Raw genomic sequence first — 12,418 nt, forward strand, 5'->3', positions numbered from 1 at the left:
CCGGTCCCATGCCCATGCAGCGGGGGAGGCTGACCGGAACCCTGCAGTCCTGTGGAAGGATCCTACGTGGTCGCCTCGAGCACCTCCAACGAAACCGCTGCCGTCTCCCCCCGCTCCGCCGCCTCCGCCGGGCGCATCACCTTCGCCAAGATCCACGAGCCGCTCGACGTGCCGGATCTGCTGGCGCTGCAGACGGAGTCCTTCGACCGCCTGATCGGCAACGAGCGCTGGATGGCGCGCGTGGACGCCGCCGTGGCCGCCGACGACCACTCGGTCTCGGTCACGTCCGGCCTCACGGACATCTTCGAGGAGATCTCCCCGATCGAGGACTTCCAGGGCACGATGTCCCTGTCCTTCTCGGACCCGGAGTTCGCCGACGCGAAGATGACGGAGGAGGAGTGCAAGGACCGCGACGCGACCTACTCCGCCCCGCTGTACGTCAAGGCCGAGTTCATGAACAACACGACCGGCGAGATCAAGCAGCAGACCGTGTTCATGGGCGACTTCCCGCTCATGACGCGCAACGGCACCTTCATCATCAACGGCACCGAGCGCGTCGTCGTCTCCCAGCTGGTCCGCTCCCCGGGCGCCTACTTCGAGCGCACCCCGGACAAGACCTCGGACAAGGAGATCTTCTCCGCGAAGATCATCCCCTCCCGCGGCGCCTGGTTCGAGCTCGAGGTGGACAAGCGCGACCAGGTCGGCGTCCGCCTCGACCGCAAGCGCAAGCAGCCGGTGACCGTGCTGCTCAAGGCCCTCGGCTGGACCGAGTCCCGCATCCTCGAGGAGTTCGGCCACTACGACTCCATTCGCGCCACCCTCGAGAAGGACGGCACCGCCGACCAGAACGAGGCGCTGCTGGACATCTACCGCAAGCTGCGCCCGGGCGAGCCCGCCGCCGTCGACGCGGCCCAGAACCTGCTGAACAACCTGTACTTCACGCCCAAGCGCTACGACCTCGCCAAGGTGGGCCGCTACAAGCTCAACCGCAAGCTGGGCGTGGACGTGCACCTGGGCGACCCGAACGCCTCCGTGCTGACCGAGGACGACCTCGTCCAGATGGTGCACTTCATCGCCGCGCTGCACGCCGGTGAGACCAGCATCAAGGGCACCCGCGACGGCGAGCCGGTGGACGTGCGCGTCGAGGTCGACGACATCGACCACTTCGGCAACCGCCGCATCCGCGCCGTGGGCGAGCTGATCGAGAACCAGATCCGCACCGGCCTGTCCCGCATGGAGCGCGTCGTGCGCGAGCGCATGACCACGCAGGACGTCGAGGCGATCACCCCGCAGACCCTGATCAACATCCGCCCCGTGGTGGCGGCGATCAAGGAGTTCTTCGGGACCTCCCAGCTGTCCCAGTTCATGGACCAGAACAACCCGCTGGCCGGCCTGACGCACAAGCGCCGCCTGTCCGCGCTCGGCCCGGGCGGCCTGTCCCGCGACCGCGCCGGCATGGAGGTCCGCGACGTCCACCCCTCGCACTACGGCCGCATGTGCCCCATCGAGACCCCGGAAGGCCCCAACATCGGCCTGATCGGCTCGCTGGCCACCTTCGGGCGGATCAACCCGTTCGGCTTCATCGAGACCCCGTACCGCCGCGTGGTGGACGGCCGCGTGACCGACGACGTCGACTACCTCACCGCCGACGACGAGCTGGGCTTCCAGATCGCCCAGGCCAACGCGCCCGTGGACGAGGACGGCCGCTTCGTCGAGGAGCTCGTGCTCTGCCGCCAGCGCGGCGGCGGCGGCGAGCCCGTGCTCTCCACCGTGGAGGACATCGACTACATGGACGTGTCCCCGCGCCAGATGGTGTCGGCCGCGACCGCCCTGATCCCGTTCCTCGAGCACGACGACGCCAACCGCGCGCTCATGGGCGCGAACATGCAGCGCCAGGCCGTGCCGCTCCTGCAGTCCGAGGCCCCCTACGTGGGCACCGGCATGGAGAAGTACGTGGCCGTGGACGCGGGCGACTCCGTCACCGCGACCGAGCCCGGCGTCGTGACCGAGGTGGCCGCGGACCTGGTGACCGTCATGAACGACGACGGCACCACCACGCACTACCCGATCATGAAGTTCTCCCGCTCCAACCAGGGCAACGCGTACAACCAGCGCGTGCGCGTCGCCGAGGGCGACCGCGTGGAGCGCCTGTCGATCATCGCCGACGGCCCGGCCACGGACCAGGGCGAGCTCGCCCTCGGCAAGAACCTCCTCGTCGCGTTCATGCCCTGGGAGGGCCTGAACTACGAGGACGCGATCATCCTGTCCCAGCGCATGGTCTCGGAGGACGTCCTCACCTCGATCCACATCGAGGAGCACGAGGTCGACGCCCGCGACACCAAGCTGGGCGCCGAGGAGATCACCCGGGACATCCCCAACGTGTCCGAGGAGGTGCTGTCCCAGCTCGACGAGCGCGGCATCATCCACATCGGCGCCGAGGTGGAGGCCGGCGACATCCTGGTCGGCCGCGTCACCCCGAAGGGCGAGACCGAGCTGACCCCGGAGGAGCGCCTGCTGCGCGCCATCTTCGGTGAGAAGTCCCGCGAGGTGCGCGACACCTCCCTGAAGGTGCCCCACGGCGAGTCCGGCACCGTGATCGGCGTGCGCATCTTCGACCGTGACGAGGACGACGACCTGCCCCCGGGCGTCAACCAGCTCGTGCGCGTGTACGTCGCCCAGAAGCGCAAGATCACCGACGGCGACAAGATGGCCGGCCGCCACGGCAACAAGGGCGTCATCTCCAAGATCCTGCCGCTCGAGGACATGCCGTTCCTGGCGGACGGCACCCCGGTCGACGTCGTGCTCAACCCGCTCGGCGTGCCCGGCCGCATGAACCTCGGCCAGGTCATGGAGATCCACCTCGGCTGGGCCGCCTCCCGCGGCTGGGACATCCAGGGCGAGCCGGAGTGGATCAAGGACCTGCCCAACTTCCCGCGGCAGTCCGGTCCGGTCAACGTGGCCACCCCGGTGTTCGACGGCGCCGAGGCGCACGAGATCACGGGCCTGCTGGGCCACGTGAACGTGACCCGCGACGGCGACCGCCTCATGGGCACCACCGGCAAGGCGCAGCTGTTCGACGGCCGCTCCGGCGAGCCGTTCCCGGACCCGGTGTCCGTGGGCTACATGTACATGCTCAAGCTGCACCACCTGGTCGACGACAAGATCCACGCGCGCTCCACGGGCCCGTACTCGATGATCACGCAGCAGCCGCTGGGCGGTAAGGCCCAGTTCGGCGGCCAGCGCTTCGGCGAGATGGAGGTGTGGGCGCTCGAGGCGTACGGCGCCGCGTTCACCCTCCAGGAGCTGCTGACCATCAAGTCGGACGACATCCACGGCCGCGTGAAGGTGTACGAGGCGATCGTGAAGGGCGAGAACATCCCCGAGCCGGGCGTTCCGGAGTCCTTCAAGGTGCTCATCAAGGAGATGCAGTCCCTGTGCCTGAACGTGGAGGTCCTCTCCGCCGACGGCCAGACCATCGAGATGCGCGACGCGGAGGACGAGTCGTACCGCGCAGCCGAGGAGCTGGGCATCGACCTGTCCCACGCCGAGCCGAGCTCGGTCGAAGAGGTCTGATCCTCCCCCCTCCCACAGACGTCCTCTGAGAACCACGGAACCAAGGAGTTCACCGGAGCATGACCACTGACAACTCTTTCGGCCTGATGCGCATCGGCCTGGCCACGGCGGACGACATCCGTCGCTGGTCGTACGGCGAGGTCAAGAAGCCCGAGACGATCAACTACCGCACCCTGAAGCCGGAGAAGGACGGGCTCTTCTGCGAGAAGATCTTCGGCCCGACCCGCGACTGGGAGTGCGCGTGCGGCAAGTACAAGCGCGTGCGCTTCAAGGGCATCATCTGCGAGCGCTGCGGGGTCGAGGTGACCCGCTCGAAGGTGCGCCGCGACCGCATGGGCCACATCGAGCTGGCCGCGCCCGTCACCCACATCTGGTACTTCAAGGGCGTCCCCTCGCGCCTGGGGTACCTGCTGGACCTCGCCCCGAAGGACCTCGAGAAGGTCATCTACTTCGCGGCGTACATGATCACGTCGGTCGACGACGAGGCGCGCCACCGCGACCTGCCGAACCTGCAGGCCGAGCACGACCAGGAGACCCGTGTCCTGGCCGACCAGCGCGACGCCGACATCGCCGCCGTCGCCGCGGACCTCGAGAAGGACCTCGCCAAGCTCGAGGCCGAGGGCGCGAAGGCCGCGGAGAAGAAGAAGGCCCGCGACGCCGCGGACAAGACCATGGCGCAGATCCGCAAGCGCGCGGACGCGGAGCTGGACCGCAAGGAGCAGGTCTGGGACCGCTTCAAGAACCTCAAGGTCGCCGACCTCGAGGGCGACGAGGGCCTGTACCGCGCCATGCGCGACAAGTTCGGCGCCTACTTCGAGGGCTCGATGGGCGCGGAGGCGATCCAGCGTCGTCTCCAGACCTTCGACCTCGTGGGCGAGGCCGAGATGCTGCGCGAGACCATCAAGACGGGCAAGGGCCAGCGCAAGACCCGCGCCCTGAAGCGCCTGAAGGTCGTCAACGCGTTCCTCACGACCGTGAACTCGCCCGAGGGCATGGTGCTGGACGCCGTCCCGGTGATCCCGCCGGAGCTGCGTCCGATGGTGCAGCTGGACGGCGGCCGCTTCGCGACCTCCGACCTCAACGACCTGTACCGCCGCGTGATCAACCGCAACAACCGCCTGAAGCGGCTGCTCGACCTCGGCGCGCCCGAGATCATCGTCAACAACGAGAAGCGCATGCTCCAGGAGGCCGTGGACTCGCTGTTCGACAACGGCCGTCGCGGCCGGCCGGTCACCGGCCCGGGCAACCGTCCGCTGAAGTCGCTGTCCGACATGCTCAAGGGCAAGCAGGGCCGCTTCCGCCAGAACCTGCTCGGCAAGCGCGTCGACTACTCCGGCCGCTCCGTGATCGTGGTGGGCCCGCAGCTCAAGCTGCACCAGTGCGGCCTGCCCAAGCAGATGGCGCTCGAGCTGTTCAAGCCGTTCGTGATGAAGCGCCTGGTGGACCTCAACCACGCGCAGAACGTGAAGTCCGCCAAGCGCATGGTGGAGCGCTTCCGCCCGCAGGTGTGGGACGTGCTCGAGGAGGTCATCTCCGAGCACCCCGTGCTGCTGAACCGCGCCCCCACGCTGCACCGCCTCGGCATCCAGGCGTTCGAGCCCCAGCTCGTGGAGGGCAAGGCCCTGCAGCTGCACCCACTCGTCTGCTCGGCGTTCAACGCGGACTTCGACGGCGACCAGATGGCCGTGCACCTGCCGCTCTCCCCGGAGGCGCAGGCCGAGGCCCGTCTGCTCATGCTCTCGAGCCACAACATCCTCAAGCCCTCGGACGGCCGCGCGGTCGCCGTGCCGGCCCAGGACATGATCATCGGCCTGAACCACCTCACCACCGTGCGCGAGGACGAGGCGGGCGCGGGCACCGCGTACGCCACCGTGGCCGAGGCGATCATGGCGTTCGACGCCGGCGAGCTGCACCTGAACGCGCCGGTGACCATCGGCGTCGAGGGCTTCGTGCCCTCGGAGGCCGTGCCGGCGCCGGAGGGGTGGACCGAGGGCATGCTCGCCCCGATCCGGACCACCCTCGGCAAGGTGCTCTTCAACGAGCTCCTGCCGGCGGACTACCCCTGGCTGGACGGCCAGGCCACGAAGGGCACCCTCGGCCAGCTGGTCAACGACCTCGCCGAGCGCTACCCGATGGTGGTCACCGCCCAGACTCTCGACAACCTCAAGGACGCGGGCTTCCACTGGGGCACCTGGTCCGGCGTGACCGTGGCGATCTCGGACATCACGTCCGACTTCGACAAGGCCTCGATCATGCAGGGCTACGAGGAGCAGGCGCAGCGCGTCCAGGCCCAGTACGACAAGGGCCTGATCGCCGACGACGAGCGCCGCTCCGAGCTGATCGACATCTGGAACAAGGCCACCGACGAGGTCGCCGCGGCCATGAAGGACGGGCTCTCCGAGCTCAACACCATCAACCGCATGGTGTCCTCCGGCGCCCGAGGCAACTGGCTGCAGGTCCGTCAGATCGCGGGCATCCGCGGCCTGGTGGCCAACCCGAAGGGCGAGATCATCCCGCGCCCGATCAAGTCCTCGTACCGCGAGGGCTTGTCGGTGCTCGAGTACTTCTCCGCCACCCACGGCGCCCGCAAGGGCCTCGCGGACACCGCCCTCAAGACGGCGAACTCGGGCTACCTGACCCGTCGTCTCGTGGACGTGTCCCAGGACGTGATCGTCCGCGAGGAGGACTGCGGCACCGGCCGCGGCCTGTCCGTGACGATCGCCGTGCCGAACGCGGACGGCGAGCTGCAGGCGCACGAGCAGGTCGAGAACTCGGCCTTCGCCCGCACGCTGGCCCAGGACGTCACGGGCGAGGACGGCACCGTGCTGGCCTCGGCCGGCGCGGACGTGGGCGACGTGCTGATCGGCGAGCTGGTGGCCGCGGGCGTCGCGGAGATCAAGGTGCGCTCCGTGCTCACCTGCGACTCCGCCGTCGGCACGTGCGCCAAGTGCTACGGCCGCTCGATGGCCACCGGTCAGCTGGTGGACATCGGCGAGGCCGTGGGCATCATCGCCGCCCAGTCCATCGGCGAGCCGGGCACCCAGCTCACCATGCGCACGTTCCACACCGGCGGCGTGGCCTCGGCGGACGACATCACCCAGGGTCTGCCCCGCATCCAGGAGCTCTTCGAGGCCCGCACCCCCAAGGGCGTGGCCCCGATCTCCGAGGTCGCCGGCCGCGTGACGATCGAGGACACCGACGCCTCGATCCGCCTGATCCTCACGCCGGACGACGGCTCCGAGGAGATCGCCTACCCGGTGCTGCGCCGCGCCCGCCTGCTCGTGCAGGACGGGGAGCACGTGGCCGTCGGCACGCAGCTGGTGGCCGGCGCCGTGGATCCCAAGCAGGTCCTGCGCGTGCTCGGCCCGCGGGCCGCCCAGCGCTTCCTCGTGGAGGAGGTGCAGGACGTGTACCAGTCGCAGGGCGTGGGCATCCACGACAAGCACGTGGAGGTCATCGTCCGGCAGATGCTGCGCCGCATCACCGTGATCGAGTCCGGCGAGACCGACCTGCTCCCGGGCGAGCTCACTGACCGCGCCCGGTTCGTGGCGGCCAACCGCGCCGCCGTGGCCGAGGGCAAGCAGCCGGCCTCGGGCCGTGACGAGCTCATGGGCATCACCAAGGCCTCGCTCGCCACCGACTCGTGGCTGTCCGCGGCGTCCTTCCAGGAGACCACCCGCGTCCTGACGCAGGCGGCCATGGAGGGCAAGTCGGACCCGCTGCTGGGCCTGAAGGAGAACGTGATCATCGGCAAGCTGATCCCGGCCGGCACCGGCCTGGACCGCTACACCCAGACGGCCGTGGAGCCGACGGAGGAGGCCAAGGCCTCGCTGTTCGCCTCCCCGGTGGGCTTCGCCGACTTCGACTACCCGGGCCTGGACCAGCCGCTCGGGGACGCGGAGTTCCACGCGGTCTCCCTGGACGACTACGGCCGGGGCGTGTGCGCGTCGGCGTCGGTCAGCGGCGCGACATGTACAGGGTGAAGGCGTGCGCCAGGGCCTTGTGGAGGGGGAAGTCCCACTCGCCGTGGGTCTGGACGATGTCCGCCCCCTGCGTGGTCTTGAACTCGGTCAGGCCGGTGATCCGGTCCTCGCTGTCCACGGACCCCGGGACCCCGCCCAGGTCCAGCCAGTGGCAGCCCTGGTCGATGCCCGCCTTGATCTGCTCGAACTCCAGCAGACGCGGGGCGTCGCGCTTCCGCTCCCGCTGGGAGGAGGCGGAGTACGGCCGCCAGCACACGTGGCCCTGCTGGACGTGGAACGCGGCGGCCACGGGGTCGCCCTCGAACTCGGCGAGGTAGAGGGTGACGTCGGCCAGCTCGGAGCCGCCGAGCTCGGCCATCACACGCGCGAAGTACTCCTTCGGACGCCCGGTGAAGCGGTCCCGCTCGGCGGTCTCGTCCTGCAGGGCCTCCCACTCCTCGAGGCGCTCGGGCCCGCCGACGACGACGTCCAGGTCGTTGCGCAGGGAGCGCCGCGTGCGCTTGCGGCTGGAGCCGCTCATGCGGGCGAGCACGCCCTCGGCGTCGAGCCCCTCGAGGGGGATGCGGGCCTGGAACATCGGCTGGCCGGCCGAGAAGCCCGGCAGCACCTCGGGCGCCCGCCAGCCGGCCTCGGCCAGGCGACGCTGGACGTCCAGGGCGTCCTCGTCCACCTCGCCCGGCAGGTCGGTGAGCATCCGGTGCTGCGGGTCGGGCAGGGCCTTGCGGACCGTGTCCGCGTCCCACCGGCGCACGACGCCGGGCGGGGCTGCGCGCACCAGGAACGCGCCCTGGCCGTGCAGCTCGGCGACGAGCGCGGAGAGGGCGGCGACCAGGTCGACGCCCTCGTCCAGCACCGGGCCCTCGGCGATGTACGCGAGGAAGGCGCGGCCGAGCACGGGCGTGCGCGCGGGGACGGGAAGGCGGCGGCCCAGCACCAGCGCGGCGCCGACGAGGCGACCGTCCTGCTCGAGGCCGAGCGACTGGGCGGACCAGTCGGTCTTGACCCGCGCCCACGCGGGGTTCTGCAGGAAGGAGGCGCCCGGGTGGCGGCGCAGGACCTCGACGTGCTCGGCCTCCGTGATCGGACGGACCGTCACGGGGGAGGCGCTCCCGGAGGGGCGGTCGGCGGACAGGGTCGCGGCGTCGGGGGAGGTGTCAGTCACGGCGCCCACTCTACGCCGTGGTCCCCAGGCGGACTGGGGGCGTGTGGTACGCTGGGCGGGATTGTTTTTCCAAGTGGCAGAGTGGACCCGGTCCGGTCGCGGGGTTGTTGCGCGACAGATGCCACACTTTTGCACGCCTGCGGCCCTTCACCCCCTGGGGGTCGGCCGCCGGCCGCCGCAGAGTCGAGGAACGAGCAGCGTCGGCTCCGGGCCGACGCACCCCGTCAGCGATCACGACAAGGAAGGCTGAAGAGTGCCTACGATTCAGCAGCTGGTCCGCAAGGGCCGCTCACCGAAGGTCGTCAAGACCAAGGCCCCTGCGCTGCAGGGCAACCCCATGCGTCGTGGCGTGTGCACCCGTGTGTACACCACGACCCCGAAGAAGCCGAACTCCGCGTTGCGCAAGGTCGCCCGCGTCCGCCTCAACGGCGGCGTCGAGGTCACCGCGTACATCCCGGGCGAGGGCCACAACCTGCAGGAGCACTCGATCGTGCTCGTCCGCGGCGGTCGTGTGAAGGACCTGCCGGGCGTGCGCTACAAGATCGTGCGCGGCGCGCTGGACACTCAGGGCGTGAAGAACCGCGGCCAGGCCCGCTCCCGCTACGGCGCCAAGAAGGAGAAGAAGTAATGCCTCGTAAGGGTCCCGCTCCGAAGCGCCCCCTCGTCGTCGACCCCGTCTACGGCTCCCCGCTGGTCACGCAGCTGATCAACAAGGTGCTGATCGACGGCAAGAAGTCCACCGCCGAGCGCATCGTGTACGGCGCGCTCGAGGGCGCCCGCGCCAAGAACGGCGCCGATCCCGTGGCCACGCTCAAGAAGGCCATGGACAACATCAAGCCGGCCCTCGAGGTCCGCTCCCGCCGCGTCGGCGGCGCCACCTACCAGGTGCCCGTCGAGGTCAAGCCGGGCCGCTCCACGGCCCTCGCCCTGCGCTGGCTGGTCGGCTTCTCGAAGGCTCGCCGCGAGAAGACCATGACCGAGCGTCTGATGAACGAGATCCTGGACGCCTCGAACGGCCTGGGCGGCGCCGTGAAGCGCCGCGAGGACACCCACAAGATGGCCGAGGCCAACAAGGCCTTCGCCCACTACCGCTGGTGATCCCGTCGGCCCGGACCGCGTGAGAGCGCGGCCCGGGCCGCAGGCGTGCGCCCCGCACGGGGCGCGCGCCCCCCGCCTCCGTCCCTCGAGACCCCCACACGACCACTCCGACCAAGGGAGACACCGTGGCACAGGACGTGCTGACCGACCTGAACAAGGTCCGCAACATCGGCATCATGGCCCATATCGATGCCGGCAAGACCACCACCACCGAGCGCATCCTGTTCTACACGGGTGTCAACCACAAGCTGGGCGAGACCCACGACGGCGCGTCGACCACCGACTGGATGGAGCAGGAGAAGGAGCGCGGCATCACCATCACCTCCGCCGCGGTGACCTGCTTCTGGAAGAACAACCAGATCAACATCATCGACACCCCCGGCCACGTGGACTTCACCGTCGAGGTGGAGCGCTCCCTGCGCGTGCTGGACGGCGCCGTGGCCGTGTTCGACGGCAAGGAGGGCGTGGAGCCCCAGTCGGAGACCGTGTGGCGCCAGGCAGACAAGTACAACGTCCCCCGCATCTGCTTCGTCAACAAGATGGACAAGCTCGGCGCGGACTTCTACTTCACCGTGGACACGATCGTGAAGCGCCTCGGCGCCAAGCCGCTCGTGATGCAGCTGCCCATCGGCGCCGAGAACGACTTCGTGGGCGTCGTCGACCTGCTGACCATGAAGGCCTTCGTGTGGCCGGGCGACGCCAAGGGCGACGTGACCATGGGCGCCGAGTACGAGACCCGTGAGATCCCCGAGGAGCTCAAGGAGAAGGCGGAGCAGTACCGCACCGAGCTCATCGAGGCCGTCGCGGAGACCTCCGAGGAGCTCATGGAGAAGTACCTCGAGGGCGAGGAGCTCACCGAGGACGAGATCGTCGCGGGCGTGCGCCACCTGACCGTGAACGCCGAGGCCTACCCGGTCTTCTGCGGCTCCGCGTTCAAGAACCGCGGCGTCCAGCCGATGCTCGACGCCGTCGTGGCGTACCTGCCCAACCCGCTGGACGCCGGCGCCGTCAAGGGCCACGCCGTGGGCGACGAGGAGCAGGAGCTCGAGCGCGAGCCCTCCAAGGACGCTCCGTTCTCCGCGCTGGCCTTCAAGATCGCCTCGCACCCGTTCTTTGGCACGCTGACCTTCATCCGCGTGTACTCCGGCCGTCTGGAGTCCGGCGCGCAGATCCTCAACGCCACCAAGGGCAAGAAGGAGCGCATCGGCAAGCTGTTCCAGATGCACGCCAACAAGGAGAACCCGGTGGAGGAGGTCGTGGCGGGCCACATCTACGCCGTGATCGGCCTCAAGGACACCACCACGGGCGACACGCTGTGCAACCCGAACGAGCCGATCATCCTCGAGTCGATGACCTTCCCGGAGCCCGTGATCTCCGTGGCCATCGAGCCCAAGTCGAAGGGCGACCAGGAGAAGCTCTCCACCGCTATCCAGAAGCTCGTGGCCGAGGACCCGACGTTCCGCGTCAACCTCAACGAGGAGACCGGCCAGACCGAGATCGGCGGCATGGGCGAGCTGCACCTCGACGTGTTCGTCGACCGCATGCGCCGCGAGTTCCGCGTCGAGGCGAACGTGGGCAAGCCCCAGGTCGCCTACCGCGAGACCATCAAGCGCAAGGTCGACAAGGTCGACTACACGCACAAGAAGCAGACCGGCGGCTCCGGCCAGTTCGCCAAGGTCCAGCTCTCCTTCGAGCCGCTGGACACTGCGGACGGCGAGATCTACGAGTTCGAGAACGCCGTCACCGGCGGTCGCGTGCCCCGTGAGTACATCCCGTCGGTGGACGCCGGAATCCAGGACGCCATGCAGTTCGGCGTGCTCGCCGGCTACCCCATGGTGGGCGTGAAGGCGACGCTGCTCGACGGCGCGTACCACGACGTGGACTCCTCCGAGATGGCGTTCAAGATCGCCGGCTCGCAGGCGTTCAAGGAGGGCGTGAAGAAGGCGTCCCCGGTCATCCTCGAGCCGCTGATGGCCGTGGAGGTCCGCACCCCCGAGGAGTTCATGGGCGACGTCGTCGGCGACCTGAACTCCCGCCGCGGCCAGATCCAGTCGATGGAGGACGCCACCGGCGTGAAGGTGGTCAACGCCCTCGTGCCGCTGTCGGAGATGTTCGGCTACATCGGCGACCTGCGCTCCCGCACCCAGGGCCGCGCGGTCTACTCGATGACCTTCCACTCCTACTCCGAGGTCCCGAAGAACGTGGCCGACGAGATCATCCAGAAGTCCCAGGGCGAGTGAGCTGACGCTCTCCCGCCCTGAGGTAACCCACCTGAGCCGCGGGAGCGGCCGCCGCGCGCGGCCGCCCCGCGGGGCGCTCGGCCGGCGCCCGGCGCGCCGGCCCGAGCACGGGACGCATCAGGTCCGGTCCGCTCCGGCGGCCCCGCCGGCCTGGAGCCGGACCGGTCCTCGACTCGCCGGATTTCCCCAACCCCGCATCACCCCAGTAGACTCGCCGAGTTGTCAGCTCGTCACCCGTGGCTGAGCAGTCTTCTTGACGAGGAAACAAGTTCTTAGGAGGAACCTGTGGCAAAGGCAAAGTTCGAGCGGACCAAGCCGCACGTCAACATCGGCACCATCGGCCACGTTGACCACGGCAAGAC

The 12,418-nt window shown here is 69.4% G+C and carries 6 protein-coding genes; 5 read left to right on the forward strand and 1 reads right to left on the reverse strand.

The window, feature by feature from the left end; translation table 11 throughout:
• Positions 1-66 precede the first annotated feature (66 nt).
• Both rpoB and Q4D18_RS04410 read left to right on the forward strand, forming a co-directional pair.
• Positions 67-3,573, forward strand: a complete 3,507-nt coding sequence (gene rpoB / locus Q4D18_RS04405; RefSeq protein ID WP_303126153.1) for a DNA-directed RNA polymerase subunit beta — start codon at positions 67-69, stop codon at positions 3,571-3,573.
• A 59-nt stretch (positions 3,574-3,632) separates the two neighbouring features.
• On the forward strand, positions 3,633-7,556 hold the full coding sequence (locus tag Q4D18_RS04410) for a DNA-directed RNA polymerase subunit beta' (protein ID WP_303126154.1): 3,924 nt from the start codon (positions 3,633-3,635) through the stop codon (positions 7,554-7,556).
• Here the strand turns inward: Q4D18_RS04410 and Q4D18_RS04415 are convergent.
• Positions 7,531-8,718 (reverse strand): peptidoglycan bridge formation glycyltransferase FemA/FemB family protein, encoded by a 1,188-nt coding sequence (locus tag Q4D18_RS04415; RefSeq protein WP_303126155.1) that lies wholly within the window; start codon positions 8,716-8,718, stop codon positions 7,531-7,533. The genes Q4D18_RS04410 and Q4D18_RS04415 overlap by 26 nt on opposite strands.
• A gap of 253 nt (positions 8,719-8,971) precedes the next feature.
• On the opposite strand from Q4D18_RS04415, the gene rpsL reads away from it, so the two are divergent.
• The 3 genes from rpsL to fusA all read left to right on the forward strand — a co-directional run bounded on the left by rpsL (position 8,972) and on the right by fusA (position 12,056).
• A complete protein-coding gene (rpsL, locus tag Q4D18_RS04420) occupies positions 8,972-9,346 on the forward strand; it encodes a 30S ribosomal protein S12 (protein ID WP_224356570.1) in 375 nt (124 codons plus the stop codon).
• Positions 9,346-9,816 carry a 30S ribosomal protein S7 gene (gene rpsG, locus Q4D18_RS04425; RefSeq protein WP_002854788.1) on the forward strand — a complete coding sequence of 157 codons (471 nt, stop codon included), beginning with the start codon at positions 9,346-9,348 and terminating at the stop codon, positions 9,814-9,816. Before rpsL ends, rpsG begins: the two co-directional genes overlap by 1 nt.
• 125 nt (positions 9,817-9,941) lie before the next feature.
• Positions 9,942-12,056, forward strand: coding sequence for an elongation factor G (gene fusA, locus Q4D18_RS04430; RefSeq protein ID WP_303126157.1), 2,115 nt, complete (start codon positions 9,942-9,944; stop codon positions 12,054-12,056).
• The last annotated feature ends 362 nt before the right edge of the window (positions 12,057-12,418 follow it).

The sequence above is a fragment of the Micrococcus sp. genome (genome assembly GCF_030523875.1).
In the GTDB taxonomy this organism is placed as follows: Bacteria; Actinomycetota; Actinomycetes; order Actinomycetales; family Micrococcaceae; genus Micrococcus.

Coding starts and splice junctions, on each gene's coding strand:
- Q4D18_RS04410 (WP_303126154.1), top strand. CDS start 3,633: ATGACCACTGACAACTCTTTCGGCCTGATGCGCATCGGCCTGGCCACG.
- rpsG (WP_002854788.1), top strand. CDS start 9,346: ATGCCTCGTAAGGGTCCCGCTCCGAAGCGCCCCCTCGTCGTCGACCCC.